This window comes from Streptomyces sp. NPDC001027 (genome assembly GCF_040299045.1).
Lineage (GTDB): Bacteria > Actinomycetota > Actinomycetes > Streptomycetales > Streptomycetaceae > Streptomyces.
Genome location: NZ_JBEPBI010000048.1, coordinates 21,392 through 37,333, shown reverse-complemented (window position 1 = coordinate 37,333; position 15,942 = coordinate 21,392). Strand labels below are relative to the sequence as shown.

Below are 15,942 nucleotides of genomic sequence, written 5' to 3'. Positions count from 1 at the left end.
GCTTACTGGTCGGCGACCGGGTGGGCGCGGAGCGCGGGGTCGAGCAGGTCATGGGAGGCCTGAGCCGGGGCTTCGTCCTCTCCATAAGCGTTTGCGGTGAGGAAGTCGGTCTCGATGGGCGTCAGGTTCGCGATCAGGGTGTCGAGTGGGTAGGTGTCGACGAAGCGGGCTCGGGTGTGAGTGACGAGCATGATCGCGAAGGGCTCGTCGCCGGGCATCGGGAGGCCGGGGTAGACGTCGCCGCCCCAGTACATGACCGGCGCCTCGGTGCCGTGGTGCGCGAAGCGGCCCGCGCCGGCCAGCATCAGCAGATCGGTCTGGGTGCTGGTCACCTCGCCGTGGTAGTCGTACAGATAGACCTCCAGAGCCTCGTCACGGTGGCGGAGCAGGCTGAAGCCTTGGGCGGCGCGCGGGGCGAGCAGTCGCAGGGGGGTCTTGTCCCGCTCGGCGCGGATTCCGGCGACTGCCTGCGGGTAGCAGGCGGCGGTCTCGGCCAGGTCCCAGTCCGGGTCGGCGCCGTCGATGGCCCACCCCACGTACATCGCGGACGGGTTCTCGATGATGTCAACGCCTGGCAAGGGCGTGCGCAGCCACTCGTCGAAGCCATCGCGCGACATCGGTATCCGTGTCGCCAGCATGAACGAACGAGCGCCCATCAAGTGTCTCCTCGGGGCAACAGCGGCGGACCTGACCGGCATCCGCCGACCACCGGCCCGGAAACCATCGGGTGCCTCGCACAATAGCCCCGCCCACCCACGCCGTTTCAGGCCCGCATACTTCCACGGCGAAACTCAGTATCAAGTTCCGTGGTTTCACCTAGCGGCCGCCACCGCAGCCGCGCCCCCTAACGAGCTCGTGCATGGTTGGCCGTGAGACGTCGAGGACTGCGGTGGGGCTCGGGGATCACATCTGCCCTGCCGATTTCAGGTCCGTGATCTCTTGGTGGGACAGCAGGCCGGCGATGGCCTGGACGGTGTCGCTCATGTGCTCGCGGCGGCCGAGGTGGCGTGCGAGTGCCCGCCAGTTCTTCAGGTGGGCGATGCCGTGCTCGACACGGATACGGCGTGAGGAGTGCGTTTTGCGCTGGCGCTCGTATATCTCCTCGTACCAGTCTGGGGCGTTCTTCTTGAACTTGCGGTGCGGTGGTGTCACCACACGTCCGCCGGTCTGAGCACCCAGACCCTGATAGCCGGCATCGGCGAGGATCTCGACCGCGGGTCCGTCGGCCAGGAGCTTGACCAGCCCCAACTGGCGTGCGTGGGTGATGTCCGCGCAGCTTCCGGGCTTGGTCGGGCTGCAGAACAGCACCCGGCCGTCCTCATCCGTGACCACCATGGATTTGACGGCGTTCTGCTTGTTCTTGCCGGAGATGAACTTGTCCCGGTCCTTGCGTCCTTGGGCCGGGCGGCGGACCCGGATCTCGGTGCCGTCGATGATGCCTGTCTTCCCGGTCGCGCCGAGATGGTCGACGACCTCGGCCAGGCTTCGCAGCCGCACGTCGGGGCTGATGGTGCACCCCCGCTCGGCGAGCAGGGGCCGCACCTCGCCGACGGCCCGGGTGATGGTCGAGCGGTCTACTCCGAACCAGCAGGCCAGCACGTCGTGGGTGGTCCCGTGACGGAGATGGACCAAGGTGGCCAGCAGCCGGTCATGGCCGTCACTCCCGCCGACTCCACCCGGTGCTCCTTGGCTCCCATGCGTTGCCGTCGATCCACATATCGTGGAGCGGGCGTGGTTACTGGCGTCCAGGTGGAGCGCGTTATTGTTCCTGCAGGAACCACAGCTCGCGTGACCTCGGCTGCGACAATCCTTGCGGACCAATCCTGGGAGGGGAACGTGATCCGGATCGAACCGGTGTGGACCTGGAAAAGCTGGTTCCAGCTTGCCGTTTTCCTCGCGTGGGGAGTCCTGGTGGGACGATCCGGGGGTGACGGCTGGTGGTTCTTCCTCAGCCTTCTATTCTTGATCGCCCAACTCGCATATCTGCCTCGTACTGTGCCGTTCCGTCGGGTCAGGACGGGAACGTTGACTGACGGAGGCCATGCGGCAGGGCCGCTACAGCCGTGGGGATCATCTTCGGATTGACGGCTGGAAGAGCGCTACCGCGATGCCCGAAGGGTCGTTGCCCCTGACCGAGTCGGGTCGCACCCAGCATGACTGAGCTTTTTGCATCGCCTGTTGACGGCCGCCCTTCACCGCTCTCGACGACGGATCCGGGCCGAACATGCTGGTGGTCCACCCCGGCGGCGGAGATGCGACGACCTGGGACGGCGTCACCCGCCGCCTCACCGACGACTTCCGCGTCGTGAGGATCCGACGACGAATCTACGTTCCCGAAGCAGACATCGCCCTTCCTACTTCGATGGCCATTCCCCTGGGCCGCACCTATTGCCTGCGGGGAAGACCGTTCGACTGAAGCCCCGCGGGGCTCTTCGCTGCGTAGGCGACCGTCGTCCACCACTACGCCGTCTCACCCGCCGCCTCGGGCCGGCCACAACGCCACCCCGGGGCAGCAGCCGTTCACGGCCGTGATCTGCCGGCCACGGTCCATGTTGCGAGCTCGGGCAGGCTGACGACGAGGTCGGCGGCGGACGAGGTGGCGGTCAGCGCCAGATTCAGATGTCGGCAGTGACCATGGCATCAGGGAGTACGTTGGGGCGACCATGCCGCGTGTGCCCGTCGTCGCTCTGACGCGTGTTCGGCCGAAGAGGCTAGCTCTGACCTCTCTGCCGCATTCTGGACCTGATGTACGCGACCACCGTGACAACGATGATGAGCAGGACTGTGTCCTCGACCAGGGTCCACAGCGCGTTCGTGACGGAATGTCCGAAGGCGACGGCGGTGACAAAGTGGGCGATCGCGATGGCGAAGAGCACGAGGGTGAGTCGCAGCAGCGTGAACCCTGGCTTCTTCTCGTTCGACTCAGCTGTCATTTCTGCCTTCATCGTCTCCGGCTCGCCGATCTCCCTGGGGTTCTCCATGATCTTCTAGCCCAGCCTGTCTTTGATCACGTTGGCGATCCTGGTCACCAGACTTGAGAGGTGGATACGTGCGAATTTGGATTCCACCTTCTCCGCTGCCTTGGTCAGGAACGATCTGGTTTTTTTGCGGAGGAAGGTCTTTCCGGAACTGGTTTTCAGGAACCTCTTGGTCGCGCCCCCGGGGACCCCGCCTGCGAAGGCGGCGATGACGAAGTTGCTGATCGCCTCGCCCCAGGAGAAGCCTCCGTCCCAGCGGGTTTCGACATAGTACGACGCCGCAGAGGACAGCCCGGTGACTATCGCGCTGCACAGAGCGAAGACCACGTTGGCCACGGTGCCCGGCGCCGTGGCCCACAGCTTGATCTGCCTGACCTGGCCCGCATAGTCGCCGAACGCAGATGAGGTCGCGGTGGTGTCGGAGGCGTACACGAACTCCAGGACGCGGCAGTCGGCCGTCGACGGGGCGTTCGCGCAGGCCGCGGCGGACACGGCGCTGGTCGGCGCGAGGACGTACTGCGGCTGGGCCAGCACTTCTCCGTCGGGAGACGTTGACCGCGCGAGAGACGACGGTGGTGGTGTTCGCGGAGGAGTCGCTCACCGCGTAGCTGGTGTCCACCTGCCAGGTGGACGCGGCGCTGGACACCTTCTTGAACTTGGTGACGCTGCCGCCGGAGTCCTTGAGCGTGTACGTGTCCGCGCTGAGGGTCAAGGTGAGGTTCTCCGCGCCGGTCTCGGGTGTCCAGCCGCCGGAGGAGTTGAGGGTGAATCCGGTCTGGCCGCCGTCAGCGTCCATGACGGCGACCGAGGTCGACGTCAATGTGCGGGCCAAGCTGGAACCGCTGCGTGGGAAGCTGGTCAGACCCGTCGACCGCGGCTGGCTGCGCAAACTCCCCGATGACCGGTGCACCATCCGTCTATGAGCTGCTCCGCCACCGACTACGGCCGTGCTGCGAAGCCGTAACCACAATGTCCTCGGCAACAAGGTGTCCGAATCCGCCATCCGCCGCTGGCGCGACGAGCTGATCACCCTGCTCGCCGCGCAGGCCCCGCGCTTGGACCGTGCCCTGAAGCAAGTGGCCAGACAGGGCGGGGAAGTGGTCCCCTGATCGACGGAACCCTCATCCCCACCCACGCGCAGCGTTGGCCGTCCAGGGGTAGTCAGGGGCGTCCGGGGGTGGAAGGGGAGGAATTCGGGGGCTGTCGGCCACACGTGAGCCACCTCGATGGTGTTTTGGCGCAGCCAACATCTCCGTGCCCCTCGTGCAGGGTTGCGCGGTCGCGCTTCTGGACTGCCGGCAGGTGGTCCTCATCAGGCGGGCCGCGCCATCGCGGCCGCCGCGGCGGCCCTGGCTTCGGCTGGACCGCCCGGCCGCCTCACGACCATGTCCCAGAACGCGATCTGCTGCCATGCTGAGAGTCGCCGTCGTCGGTCGGGGTCCGATCGTCGTGGTCTTTCGGGGGAAGGGGCGGGCATGGCCGATCGTAAGGACGTCGGGGTACCGGATCGGCGTGCCGTCGCGTGGGGCTGGTTTGTGGCGTGGCTCGCGGTGGGGGCGTGTGCCGGAACCGGACTGGCCGCCCTGCTGTCGGTGGGCGTCGTCCTGTTGCTTGTGGCCGCGGTCGCGGCGGGTCTCCTGCTGCGCACGTCTCCCAGGAACGCGATCGTCGGGCTGTCGGCTGGTCCGGCCGTGCCGCTCTTCTACCTCGCTTACCTGAACCGGGGCGGTCCGGGGACCGTGTGCCGAACGTCCGCCGACGGCCAGTCGTGCACCGACGAGTACACTCCGATCCCGTTCCTCGTAGGGGGCCTGGTCCTCCTCTGCGCAGGCTTTCTGATCTTCATGGCGCTCCACCGCAGAAGCAGGCGAACCGGCTGACCCGACGACGGCCGTTCGCGAGGCGGGCGTGGGCGGTGCGACCGTCACCAGGTTCCATCGGCCGTGCTCTTCGCCGGGCCGAGGACGTCGACGTGACCGTGATCGCCGTAGACGGCTCTCCGCCGGCGGCGGCGAACACGGTCGCGGTGCGGTCCGACCGCGCCTGCTCGTCCACGCCGTAGTCGGTCCGCACGACGGCCTCGCGGATATGAACGCTCTTCACACACCGATTCGCCTGCTCAGACTGTCCCTCCAGCCACGTACCGGGGTAATCCCGTACGGCCTCCGCGACGCAGGCGCCTGGCCAGACTCCACATCGCGGGCGTCTTCTTCTGGCCCGGCCGGTGTCCATAAGAAACTGCCTAGTCGCCGGGCGTGGTCACGCATCGGTGGCCGGCATGGTGGTGCGCGCATCCACCCGGAGGCATCGCGTGGACGACCCACTGGATCCCGAGTGCCAGGGCCGCCGCGGCTGTAAGAAGGATCGCGACGTGGGCCGTTCGAGCCCACCAGGTCTTCCAGATCCTGACGGTCAGCGCCAGAACCAGGACGACCAGCCCCGACAGCACCAGGACTGCCACGGCGATGCCCGCTATGAGCACTTGAAGCATGAGATCACCATGCCCGCCCGCGGCCATGCCCACCCCCGCCGCACGGCGGCGGTTGCCGCTCATCCAGGACAGGGCGTCCGCGAAGGCCTCCCGGACAGGCCCGACTTGATGGAAACATCCCAGTCTAGGCGGTTTCCCGATGGCTCGGTCCGGCCGCATAGGCCAGCGGAGGTGCGATCGCCTGGACGTCCGCTCCCTCGCCCACCCACAGCGCGATGAACAGGGCGGCGGTCGCCTCCAGGAGCCCGGCCCGTGAGAGACCGCCGCCGGCCACCGGTTCACAGCCCACGTCCCGCACCAACTCGCGTACACGCGCGAGGGCCGTCTCGTCGTCCCCGCAGACCGGCACGGCCAGTGGTCGCCCATCGAAGACGGGCGGCCGCATACGCCACACGTCCTCGTGACAGAGGTTGAAAGCCTTGACCACATGAGCTCCCGGCGCCGCAGCAGCCAGTTGCTGCGCGGCTGAAGGGCCTCCTTCCGTCAGCAGCCGAAAGCCCGGGCCGACCGGGTTGGAGCAGTCGAGGAGCACCTTGCCCTCCAGGGCCGCGCGCAGTTCCCGTGCCACCTCTGCCCCCGCGCCGAAGGGCAGCGCGGCCAACACCGCCTCCTGACCGAACTCGGCCGCCGCCCGCAGACTGGCAGGCCTCACGTCGCTTCCGATGCGCATGGCAAGCCGCTCCGCCTGGTGTGCGTCCCGTCCCCCGACGGTCACCTCGTGCCCGGCCCGCACCCAGTGGGTGGCGAGCGCGTCGGCCATGCGTCCCGTTCCCAGCACGCCGATTCTCATCACACGTTCCCTCTCCATGCCTTCTTCGCCGTTCACACCGACGCTAGAAGGCGGTTCGGGCACCATTTGGTACGTGACGACCGACGCCTTCCTCGCCGACTGCCGCGCACGCCTCGCCTTCGACCTGCTCGCCAACACCTGGAACGCTGTGGTCCTCTGGGCCCTGCGAGACGGCCCCAGGCGCCATGTCGACCTACGGGAGCGGATCGGAGGCATCAGCTCCAAGGTCCTCACCGAGACTCTGCGACGGCTGCAGTTCAACGGACTGGTCGACCGGCAGGCACACCCCGACGCGCCATCACGGGTCGAGTACCGACTCACCGCTCTGGGCCGGACCCTGCTCGTGCCCATCGACGCCGTCGGCGCATGGGCCTTCGAGTACGGCGACGAGGTCATGGCAGCCCAGGAAGCAGCATGCACTCCCGCCCCGCAGCCCCTTCGTCCCACTCGCCAGAGCGGTCCACAGTGAGAGCACAGACGTCGCCGGCAGATGAGTGCACAGCCCAGGACGAGGAAGGCTTCGGGGATGTCGCCGCGCATCTCCCAGCGGACCCGCAGGCGGCGGAACCAGCAAGGGTGGGCTAACGCGCGCTCCACGAACCAGCGTTGGGTGCCCAGACCGCAGCCTTGCTCGGTGCCCCGGCGGGCGATCAACGGCTTCACGCCGAGACCCCAGATCATGCGGCGGTACGAGTTACCACGGCTGCGGCCGCGCCGCGCGCTACTCCGGGTTCATCAGTCACGGAGTGATCCATTTCCTCAAGGAGCATTTCGTCAGGGGCTCTTGGTTCTTGTTCTCGTCAGTGCTCGGCGGAGAACGGGACTCCGGCGCGGAGGAGGACGTTGGCGAAGAAGCTGTCCTCACCCGTGCGCACGGCGAACCTTGCGGCTCCGACCCGCAGTTTGAACTCGTCGTGATCGAGAGGTTCCGGGTCGAGCCCGAGCGAGCAAAGTCCGGTGTGGACGGCGGGGTTGACCTCTCGGACCTTGCCGGTCACCCAGCTGCCCTCGACCACGATCTGTCCCAGAACGGCCTCGACGACGTCCAGGAAAGGAGGTTGACCGTACCGGTAGCCGAGATCCACGGTGGGGGTGCCCGGTGCCAGCGGCAGCCCCGCGTCGCTGATCACGAAGGTGTCGGTGTGCCGAAGTCCGGCGATCAGGCCGGCCAGCTCCTGGTGGATGATGCCGTTGCGTTTCACGGGTTCAGTCCTTCTTGTCGGGGGTGACGGTGGCGACCATGGCGCGAAGCGTGTCCAGGTCAGCGCAGTACTGTTGGGCGCCGGCCGCCCGCACCGCCAGGGAGCCGGCGGCGGTCCCCAACTGGGCGGCGTGCAGAAGGGAGTCGCCGGCCGCGAGCCGGGCGGCGAACACCCCGACGAACGCGTCGCCGGCCCCGGTGGTGTCCCGGACTGTGGCGGGGATGGCGGGGATCGCGGTGGTGGCGCCGTCCGTGTCGGTGATGATCGCGCCCGCGCCTCCCAACGTGGTGACCACCGCCTTGGCGCCCCGGGCACGCAGCGCGGCGTGCGCTTTCCGTACGGCGGCCGGGTCCGTGCTCCTCTCGGTGTCTGGCTGCCCGGAGACCACCGCTTGCTCGTGCTCGTTCACGATCAGCACGTGGCAGCGGGAGATGAGCCGGTCCGGCAGTTCGGCGGCCGGCGCGGCGTTGAGCAGGAATCGCCCCTTGCAGGCCGCTGCCGCGCGCTCCACCACGTCCAGCGGGATCTCCAGTTGGGCCAGCACGACGTCCGCGTCCGCGCCGGCGCCGCCTGTCGGGTCGCGCTGGGGCGGCCACCGATGATTGGCCCCGGAGACCACGATGATGGTGTTGTCTCCGGCCGCCACGGTGATCCACGCGGTTCCGGTCTCCGCGCCGGGCACGGGGATGACACCGTGTACGTCCACGTTTCTGGCGGCGAGCCCGGCACGTGCCGTGGTGGCCGCGGCGTCGGCGCCGACCCGGGCGACCATCGCGGTGCGCACCCCGGCTGACGCGGCCGCCACCGCCTGGTTGGCTCCCTTGCCGCCGAGCGTGACATGCGCCGTACGGCCGAGGACGGTCTCTCCGGGGGACGGGAAGGCGTCGGACTCCACGACGTGGTCGACGTTCACCGAGCCGATCACCACCACCAGCGGCGGGCGGGGCTCAGCCACGCACGTCTCCTTCGATCGCTCCCGTGATCAGACCGACCAGTTCGTCGCCGGTGGTGTCGGCGATCGTCCGCCGGGCGGCGGTCTGCCCACGGCGCAGCACGTACGCGGTGTCCGCCACCCGCATCACCTGCGCCATGTCGTGGCTGATCAGCAGTACGGTCACGCCCGTGTCGCGCAGCCGGTGGATCAGCGCCTCCACAGCCGCCGTCTCCCGCACGCCCAGGGCGGCGGTCGGCTCGTCCATGATCACCAGGGTTTTGCCCCAGTTGGCCGCCCGGGCGATGGCTATGCTCTGCCGCTGGCCGCCGGACATACGGCGTACCGTGGCCCGGACGTTCGGCACGTTCACGTCCAGCCGGGACAGGATGTCCTGGCTGTGGCCGATCATGGACTTCTTGTCGAGAACCTGGATGGGACCGAACCCCGTGGTCAGTTCCCGGTTCAGGTAGAGGTTCTGCCATACCGTCAGGTCCTCGATCAGCCCGAGGGTCTGGTACACGGTCTCGATGCCCAGTCGCCGCGCGTCGTCCGGGGAGCCGAGCCGGATCTGCTCGCCGCGGAAGCGGATCTCGCCCTCGTCCGGTGGGTGTACGCCTGTCAGGCAGCGCACCAGGGTGGACTTGCCCGCCCCGTTGTCGCCCAGCAGTGCGGTGACCTCGCCCTCGGCCAGTGTCAGATCCACGCCTTGCAGCGCGCGCACCGCGTCGAAGGACTTGCGCAGCCCGCTGATCTCCACGAGCGGCGGGTCGACGGCGGAGGCTTCGCCCGCCGCGCGGGCCAGTGTGTCTGTCATGGCTGTCCCTACTTCTGGAACCGGGAGATGAAGGCGGCGCTGAGCACCACGGCGCCGACCGCGACGGGCTGGTAGTACTGCGAGATGCCGAGCAGGGTGAAGCCGTTGACCAGGGACTGCAGCAGCACCGCGCCGGCCAGGGAACCGAACACGGAGGCCTTCCCGCCGAACAGGCTGGACCCGCCGAGCACCACGGCGGCGATGGAGCTGAGCAGCAGGTCGGTCTGCAGGCTCGGGTCGGCGCCGCCGGTGCGGGCCACGAACAGCACGGCGGCCACTCCGCAGGCCAGCCCGGAGCCGGCGTAGGCGATGAGCCGCATGCGGTTGACGTGGATGCCCGCCTCACGGGCGGCCTCGATGTTGCCGCCGGTGGACAGCAGATACGTACCCGTGCGGGTGCGGAACAGCAGGAAGCCGACCAACACCGCCGCCAGGACGGCCACCACCCAGAACCAGCGCACCGGGCCGAAGCCGTCCAGCGCCAGGTCACGCAGGAAGGAGGAGTTCACCGCGACGGTGTTGCCGCTGCTCAGCAGGAGGGTGAAGCCGCTGACCACGGTCAGCGAGCCGAGCGTGACGATGAAGTCCGTCATGTTCAGCCGCGCCACCATCAGGCCGTTGATCACGCCGACCGTCAGGCCCGCCAGCAATGCCAGGAGTATCGAGAGGGGCAGCCCCCAGCCGTTGGTGTAGGCGTATCCGAGTACGGCGGCCGCCCAGGGCAGGTTGGACCCCACCGACAGGTCGATACCGGCAACGGTGACCACCAACTGCTGGCCCATGGCGAGCACCAGCAGGATCGAGGTGGACACCAGCAGGTCGCTGATGTTGGCCACGGTGAGGAAGTCGGGTGTGGCGATGAAGAAAACGATGAAGACCAGGGCCACCCCGATCGGGGCGGCGAATCGTGCCGCCGCCCCGACTGAGAGGTGCCCGGCGAAGCGACCGGGCGCCTGAACGTCTGCCATGGTCAGCTCACTTCCCGGCCGTGGTCAGCGGGTTGGTGAACGGCTCGACCGGCTGCGGGAAGGAACTGATCGCCTTGTCCACGTTGCCGGAGTCGATCAGCGCCGTCGGGGAGACGATGCGGCTGGGCACGGTCTTCTTCCTGACGAGGTCGATGCACGCCTGCACGGCCATCTGCCCCTCGGCGTAGGGGTACTGCGAGATGGTGCCGCTGAGCGTGCCGGCCTTCACGGCCTCCAGCGCGGCGGTGATGCCGTCCACCGAGATGATGGAGACCTTCCCGCTCAGCCCCGCGTTCTTCACCGCCTGCGCGGCGCCCAGGCCCATGGAGTCGTTGGCGGCGAAGATCCCGGTGATCTTCGGGTGCGCCTTCAGGATGGCCTCGGTGACCGTCTGCGCCTTGGCCTGGTCGTAGTCGGCCGGCTGGGTCGCGACGATGCTCAGCTTCCCGGCGACCTTCTCTGAGAAGCCCTTCTGGCGGTTGATGCCGTTCTGCTCGCCGGCGATGCCCTGGAGGATCGCCACGTCGCCCTTTCCGCCCATGCGCTTGAGCAGCGCCTCTCCGGCCTGCTGCCCGGCGGACAGGTTGTCCGAGCCGATGAACGACGCGTAGGACACCCCAGCCTGCTGGGAGGCGTCCGGGTCGATCTGGGTGTCCAGGTTCAGGATCGGGATCTTCTTCTGCGCCACCGGCACAAGCGGGGTGATCACGTTGGTGGCGTTCACCGGCACCACGCCGAAGCAGTCGTAGTTCTGCCCGGCCAGGGTGGACAACTTGGCGTTCTCTCCAGTGGAGTCGGTCTCCGACTGGCCGGCCTGGACCTCCACCGTGACGCCTTGCTTCTTGCCCTCGGCCAGTGCGCCGTCGCGCAGCGCCGCCCAGTAGGGGTTGGTGAAGTCACGGGTGACAATGGCGATGCGGACGCCCTTGCTCCCCCCGCTCCCGCTGCTTGCGTTGTCCCCGCCCCGCCCACAGGCGGCCACTGCGGCCAGCACGGAAAGGGCGACGGTCACGGTGCGCAGCCGGCGTCTGGTGTGGTTGGACATGGTGGTGCCTTTCTTCGCGTCATTGCGTCCGGTCAGGTGTGGTCGACCGGTAGAAGGTGGCTCTGGCGGTTGGCCGAGTCCGGCGACTCGGCCGACTCCGAAGATCCGGCTGACGGCTGAGCCGACGCCGGGGTGGTGCGTGACGGAGGATGCGGAATTCGACAGCGGCCGGCTGGTCCGTTTACGGCGTCATCGGCAGGTGCGTGTCGTTGCGTGGGGGCCGGCCGGTGCGCCGGTGTCATACCAGCAGGGCGGCCGGGTGGTGATGCCGAACGGGTTCAGGGGTCGGTGATCCGGCTGCCGTCGATCTGCGATGGGCAGCTGGAGGAAGGACCCGGCATGGTGAGCTCGGGCCGGCGGAGGGGGCATGGGGAGTCTGAGGCGTTCCCCATCGCCGCTGGAGGGGTGTTGCTTTTCCTGATTCCGTTTGTCGTCAGGTCCTCGACCAGCCTCCGGGTGAAGAGGGAGATGGCCAGGATCAGAGACGGCTTTCGACAGCAGTCACTGTCGGCGGACCGTATTACGGATGCTTGGGGATTACCTGAGCAGTTGATCCGAAGTGCACCATGGGTTTTCCAGCTCACGGGTGCAAGAAAGCCACAGGTGGTAATCAGGGCACGATTCTGGACAGCTTGTGGCTGTTCTGCATTGCGGCGGATCTCATGGGTCGCCGCTGAAACCAGGCATGGCCGGCGGGGTGAACGACGTCCGCGTGCAGTTCGTTCGTCCCTGACCGTTGTTTCGAGGCGGTGATCTCCCCGCCACTGGTAGGCGGGGCACGGCGCGACCGTTTTACGCAAGGCTTCATCGCGCACGTCCCTTCTTTCGTGTGGATGGCTGTGCAGAACGGACGAACACGTGCGAGCAACCGGTTACGTAATCGATTACATCGCTTATGGCGAGTTATTTAAACGGCGGCTCTCGACGGGTGTCAAGGTCCGGGTGTCACCACATTCGGCATGCGTCGGACACCTTGACGGCGCGGTGGGTAATCGATTACAAGGGATCCGAGACGGTAGAAGGAGGTGCCCGATGGCGGTGACCGTCGCAGACGTCGCTCGGCACGCCGGAGTCTCGACGGCGTCGGTGTCGCGGGCGCTGTCGGGTGCAGACGGCGTCAGCTCGGCCGTACGGGAACGCGTCACCGCGGCAGCGCAAGCGTTGGGTTATCGACCGAACACTGTCGCGCGTTCACTGCGGACCACGCGGACGCAGACGATCGGACTGATCATCCCGGACGTCGTGAACCCGTTCTTCAGCGAGCTCGCCTGGGCTGTCGAAGAGGCTGCGCACCAGTACGGATACAGCGTGATCCTGTGCAACGCCAACGAGGAGACCGAACGCCAGGACGGGTACATAGACCTGATGCTGGCCCGACGCGTCGACGGCCTGCTGCTGACCCCTGTACTCGAGGAGTCGTCCGCCTTGCGCGCCGTGGAGCGCCAGGGCGTGCCCATGGTGTTCGTCGACCGGGCGGTGGCCAGCATGGACGCGCCGGTGGTGCGCGCGGACGGACACGCGGCGATCTCCCAGCTCGTCGACCACCTGGTGAAGCTGGGACATGAGCGGATCGCTGTCATCAGCGGCCCTCCGCAGACGCTCACCGGCCGCGAACGACTCGCCTCTTTCCGGAACGCGATGCGGGCACACTCCCTGGATCTCCCGGAGGAGCTGGTACGGTTCGGCAACTTCCAGGCGGACAGCGGCCGGCGGGCGGCCGCCGAGCTGCTCGACCTGGACGAGCTGCCCACCGCGGTGTTCGCCATCGACAACCTGATGACACTGGGAGTCTTCCAGGAAATGCGCAAGCGGGGCCTGCGGATCGGCACCGACGTGGCAGTGGCCGGTTTCGACGACCCGCCCTGGTTCCAACTGCTGGATCCTCCCCTGACCACGGTGTCGCAGCCGGTGACCAGAATGGGGGCTCTGGCGGTGGACATGCTGATGGAGGCGATCGGCTCCGGATCGGTCCAATCCCACTTGCTCGACTGTGAATTGGTGATCCGGCAATCGTGCGGCGAGTCCTAGCCTCTTGAGGTGAGGGTCGGCGCCCGGATCAAACGCCGTAACTCCAGGTAGGAGCCGAGAAGCCGTGTTCGCCGGCTCATGGTGCGTAGCTGCTGCCGACGTCAACGACGTCACGCAGACCCTCGCCGTGGTCGACGGCATCCCCTCCCGTGTCCGGGCGTCCCGGCCGGCCACGCCGCCGCCCCCATTCGCTGCTCGGCGACAAGGGCTACGACTCCGACCCCCGACCGCGCGGAGCCGCGTAAACGCCGGATCCTGCCGGTCATCTCCCGCAAGGGCGCTGCACATTGCCTCGCCGCCATCACCGACCGACCACGAGGCTGACGGTGAACCTCCGCCAGTAGGCTCCGCCACATGACGAGAATCAGCACACGTGAGGCGCAACTGAACCGGCTGTGGGGCGCTGCATGCGCTTTCGCCGGAATCTTCTTCCTTGTATGGGCTGCCTCCTTCGTCAAGGCGAACGTGCTCAACGAGGGGTTGCGAAACCGATGCGAGGCTTTCCATGCGACCAGCTTCCCTTTCGAGAAGTCGTGCACACATGCCGATGGCACGGTCGAGGGCGCGAACGGACTGATCTTCGAGACCGTTTTCTTCGGCTCGATGGCCATGGCTGCGGTATGCCTGATAGCCGCGTTCGCGATCGAGGCGAGCCGGAGGAGGTAGCAACCCCCTTCTCTGCGGCCGGAGGCGCTGCACAGCGCGAACGCACGCCCCGAGCGAAATTGACAGGGTTTGCACACGGGGCGAACCTGGAGTAAGACGCCCTGCACGGGCCCGTCAGCATGAACGGGCAGGTGCGAACCGTCACCGGGGACGGGCCGATCTCCATGAACAAGGTCAGCCCCTGACCACTCGCTCCATCAGGCGGACGGCTGGCAGCCGGCGCTGGTCACCGAGGTGGTCGCCGACGACGACGCCCAGTTCGGCCGCCATCCGCACCGGTGTGCCGGTTCGCGGATACGGCGCGCGGCATCTGCGTACTCACCGCCAACCTCCTGGCCCCGACGGTGGCGGGGCCTGCGTACGCGGCCCACGCCCCACGACCCGGCTGTCCCAGATTCAACAGGGCACGCTGTTCCTCCAGCACGTCCAGGCGGCCCTTCGTGGAGCACTCCACGAAGCAGCCCGACCGCCTGACGGGCCGTAGCTGAACCGGCGCGTGGCCATCGTGCCGCACCTTCTCCTCGTCCGGCCCCCGGACCAACTGATACGCGAAGTCACGCAAGGAAAGGACGGCGTCATGTCCGAGAAATACGTCGACGACGACGTGAAGGCGGTCATCGAGAGGACCGACACCGGCGATGGGCCCGGCACCGACAACCTCGACGACCTTCCGGAGAGCGACTTCGTCGGTTTCGCCGACGACGGTCGCCACGCGACCGCCACCATTCCTTACGACTGTCCCGTCGCGGACTTCATCGACGAGCTCAGCGCGACGGGCCACGTCACCCACACGTCGTACAGGAAGACGTCGGTCACGCTGCACCACAACGCCGGCCGGCTTTCGCACCAGGATGTGCTCGACGTGTGGAAGGTACGTCCGGCTTCGGCTCACTTCGACGTGGACGCCGCCGGCGCCGTCGCCCAGTACGTCAAGGTGAACGAGTACGCCTGGGCCGTCGGCAACACGGCCGGCAACCAGAGCTCGATCAGCATAGAAATGGCGAACGCCACGCTCGAACCCGACTGGACGGTCGGCGAGACTGCCTGGAAGAACGCCGCACGTCTCGCGGGCTGGCTCTTCGCCAAGGTGCTCGGCGAACGCCCCAACAACAGAAACCTCTTCTATCACCACCACTGGAAATCGACCATCTGCGCCGGTCCGTCCATGGACCAGATCTACGACGAGGTCCTCGCCGCCGTGCAAGTGGCGTACGACTACTTCAAGGATGCGCACCCCACCCTCCGGCCGGATGCCGAGCCGGTACCGGTCGATCGCCGGCGCTGACCAGTCGAGGCGAACGTGAGTCCGCCGGGTGGAGCTCGGTGCCAGTGCCGGAGCCCGAGCGGTACGGAACCTTCATGATCGGCATCCCGCATCCCGCATCCGAGGCGCGGCGGGCCGAATGCCTCGTGACCATCGGTCGAGTGTGGTTCGCTGCTCGGGTGACTCAGGACTTGGAGATCGTCGCGTTCGAATCCGCCGAGGCATTCCAGGAATGGCTCGGCGAGAACCACGCCGTCTCGCCCGGCATCTGGCTCAAGCTTCGCAAGAAGGGTCCCGGAATCACCGCGCTGGACTACTCCCAGGCGCTCGACGTGGCACTCTGCCACGGCTGGATCGACGGCCAGAAGGCCAAGTTCGACGACGAGTGGTGGCTCCAGCGGTTCACCCCGCGCAAGCCGAGCAGTAAGTGGTCCAAGGCGAACCGGGACAAGGTGGCCGCCCTGGTCGAGCAGGGCCGGATGCGTCCGGCGGGACAGGCCGAGGTCGACCGCGCCAAGGCAGACGGCCGGTGGGAAGCGGCCTACGACGGCGCGAAGACCGCCACGGTGCCGGACGACCCCACGGCGGCCCTGACCGCTGACCCGGCCGCGGCGGCGTTCTTCGAGACGCTGGACCGGCAGAACCGCTACGCGATCCTGTACCGGATCCAGGACGCCAAGAAGGCCGAGACCCGGGCGCGCCGGATCGAGAAGTACGTAGCGATGCTGGCGAAAGGCGAGAAGCTGCACCCGTAGTCACCGA

Annotated in this window: 20 protein-coding genes and 1 pseudogene; 9 read left to right on the top strand and 12 right to left on the bottom strand. The window is 67.7% G+C overall.

All coding sequences use genetic code 11. The features are described from left to right. Positions 1-2: 2 nt before the first annotated feature. Complete coding sequence (locus tag ABT300_RS16335; RefSeq protein ID WP_351675744.1) at positions 3-656, bottom strand: hypothetical protein; 654 nt, start codon at positions 654-656, stop codon at positions 3-5. A gap of 247 nt (positions 657-903) precedes the next feature. Continuing rightward, positions 904-1,821, bottom strand: a complete 918-nt coding sequence (locus tag ABT300_RS16330) for a transposase family protein (protein WP_351675742.1) — start codon at positions 1,819-1,821, stop codon at positions 904-906. Between the two features lie 403 nt (positions 1,822-2,224). Here ABT300_RS16330 and ABT300_RS16325 point away from each other — a divergent pair, with 403 nt between their 5' ends. Then, positions 2,225-2,416 carry a hypothetical protein gene (locus ABT300_RS16325; protein WP_351675740.1) on the top strand — a complete coding sequence of 64 codons (192 nt, stop codon included), beginning with the start codon at positions 2,225-2,227 and terminating at the stop codon, positions 2,414-2,416. Positions 2,417-2,711: 295 nt separating this feature from the next. Here ABT300_RS16325 and ABT300_RS16320 read toward each other — a convergent pair whose 3' ends face one another. Next, on the bottom strand, positions 2,712-2,981 hold the full coding sequence (locus ABT300_RS16320) for a hypothetical protein (protein ID WP_351675738.1): 270 nt from the start codon (positions 2,979-2,981) through the stop codon (positions 2,712-2,714). 6 nt (positions 2,982-2,987) lie between these two features. Next, complete coding sequence (locus ABT300_RS16315) at positions 2,988-3,512, bottom strand: hypothetical protein (protein ID WP_351675736.1); 525 nt, start codon at positions 3,510-3,512, stop codon at positions 2,988-2,990. 77 nt (positions 3,513-3,589) lie between these two features. On the opposite strand from ABT300_RS16315, the gene ABT300_RS16310 reads away from it, so the two are divergent. The 3 genes from ABT300_RS16310 (at position 3,590) to ABT300_RS16300 (ending at position 4,858) form a co-directional block, all read left to right on the top strand. Continuing rightward, positions 3,590-3,901: a hypothetical protein gene (locus ABT300_RS16310; RefSeq protein WP_351675734.1), complete on the top strand. Its 312-nt coding sequence runs from the start codon at positions 3,590-3,592 to the stop codon at positions 3,899-3,901. A 24-nt stretch (positions 3,902-3,925) separates the two neighbouring features. Next, positions 3,926-4,087 carry a hypothetical protein gene (locus ABT300_RS16305; RefSeq protein WP_351675732.1) on the top strand — a complete coding sequence of 54 codons (162 nt, stop codon included), beginning with the start codon at positions 3,926-3,928 and terminating at the stop codon, positions 4,085-4,087. Between the two features lie 366 nt (positions 4,088-4,453). Further along, positions 4,454-4,858 (top strand): hypothetical protein, encoded by a 405-nt coding sequence (locus tag ABT300_RS16300; RefSeq protein ID WP_351675730.1) that lies wholly within the window; start codon positions 4,454-4,456, stop codon positions 4,856-4,858. Positions 4,859-5,220: 362 nt separating this feature from the next. Here ABT300_RS16300 and ABT300_RS16295 read toward each other — a convergent pair whose 3' ends face one another. Together ABT300_RS16295 and ABT300_RS16290 are read right to left on the bottom strand one after the other, a co-directional pair. Next, positions 5,221-5,469 (bottom strand): hypothetical protein, encoded by a 249-nt coding sequence (locus ABT300_RS16295; protein ID WP_351675728.1) that lies wholly within the window; start codon positions 5,467-5,469, stop codon positions 5,221-5,223. A 124-nt stretch (positions 5,470-5,593) separates the two neighbouring features. After that, positions 5,594-6,259 (bottom strand): NADPH-dependent F420 reductase, encoded by a 666-nt coding sequence (locus ABT300_RS16290; RefSeq protein WP_351675726.1) that lies wholly within the window; start codon positions 6,257-6,259, stop codon positions 5,594-5,596. Between the two features lie 73 nt (positions 6,260-6,332). Between ABT300_RS16290 and ABT300_RS16285 the strand changes: the two genes are divergently transcribed. Continuing rightward, positions 6,333-6,728, top strand: a complete 396-nt coding sequence (locus ABT300_RS16285) for a winged helix-turn-helix transcriptional regulator (protein WP_351675724.1) — start codon at positions 6,333-6,335, stop codon at positions 6,726-6,728. Between the two features lie 17 nt (positions 6,729-6,745). On the opposite strand, the pseudogene ABT300_RS44505 reads toward ABT300_RS16285, so the two are convergent. The 6 genes and pseudogenes from ABT300_RS44505 to ABT300_RS16260 form a co-directional block, all read right to left on the bottom strand. After that, a pseudogene (locus tag ABT300_RS44505) lies at positions 6,746-6,925 on the bottom strand (IS5/IS1182 family transposase); the annotation flags it as partial. A 134-nt stretch (positions 6,926-7,059) separates the two neighbouring features. Continuing rightward, positions 7,060-7,461 (bottom strand): D-ribose pyranase, encoded by a 402-nt coding sequence (gene rbsD / locus ABT300_RS16280; protein WP_351675722.1) that lies wholly within the window; start codon positions 7,459-7,461, stop codon positions 7,060-7,062. A 4-nt stretch (positions 7,462-7,465) separates the two neighbouring features. Next, complete coding sequence (locus tag ABT300_RS16275) at positions 7,466-8,416, bottom strand: ribokinase (RefSeq protein WP_351675720.1); 951 nt, start codon at positions 8,414-8,416, stop codon at positions 7,466-7,468. Next, positions 8,409-9,209 carry an ATP-binding cassette domain-containing protein gene (locus tag ABT300_RS16270; protein ID WP_351675718.1) on the bottom strand — a complete coding sequence of 267 codons (801 nt, stop codon included), beginning with the start codon at positions 9,207-9,209 and terminating at the stop codon, positions 8,409-8,411. The genes ABT300_RS16275 and ABT300_RS16270 overlap by 8 nt, the downstream gene beginning before the upstream one ends. Positions 9,210-9,217: 8 nt before the next feature. After that, complete coding sequence (locus tag ABT300_RS16265) at positions 9,218-10,177, bottom strand: ABC transporter permease (protein WP_351675715.1); 960 nt, start codon at positions 10,175-10,177, stop codon at positions 9,218-9,220. Positions 10,178-10,184: 7 nt separating this feature from the next. Beyond that, entirely contained in the window at positions 10,185-11,222 is a 1,038-nt protein-coding gene (locus ABT300_RS16260; protein ID WP_351675713.1) for a sugar ABC transporter substrate-binding protein, read from the bottom strand. Between the two features lie 1,032 nt (positions 11,223-12,254). Here ABT300_RS16260 and ABT300_RS16255 point away from each other — a divergent pair. The 4 genes from ABT300_RS16255 (at position 12,255) to ABT300_RS16240 (ending at position 15,935) form a co-directional block, all read left to right on the top strand. Then, complete coding sequence (locus ABT300_RS16255) at positions 12,255-13,250, top strand: LacI family DNA-binding transcriptional regulator (RefSeq protein WP_351675711.1); 996 nt, start codon at positions 12,255-12,257, stop codon at positions 13,248-13,250. Positions 13,251-13,604: 354 nt separating this feature from the next. Then, the gene (locus tag ABT300_RS16250) at positions 13,605-13,916 is read left to right on the top strand and encodes a hypothetical protein (protein ID WP_351675708.1); all 312 of its coding nucleotides are present in this window, start codon (positions 13,605-13,607) and stop codon (positions 13,914-13,916) included. A 577-nt stretch (positions 13,917-14,493) separates the two neighbouring features. After that, complete coding sequence (locus ABT300_RS16245; RefSeq protein ID WP_351675705.1) at positions 14,494-15,201, top strand: peptidoglycan recognition protein family protein; 708 nt, start codon at positions 14,494-14,496, stop codon at positions 15,199-15,201. A 140-nt stretch (positions 15,202-15,341) separates the two neighbouring features. Beyond that, positions 15,342-15,935, top strand: a complete 594-nt coding sequence (locus tag ABT300_RS16240; RefSeq protein WP_351675775.1) for a YdeI/OmpD-associated family protein — start codon at positions 15,342-15,344, stop codon at positions 15,933-15,935. Positions 15,936-15,942: the final 7 nt, after the last annotated feature.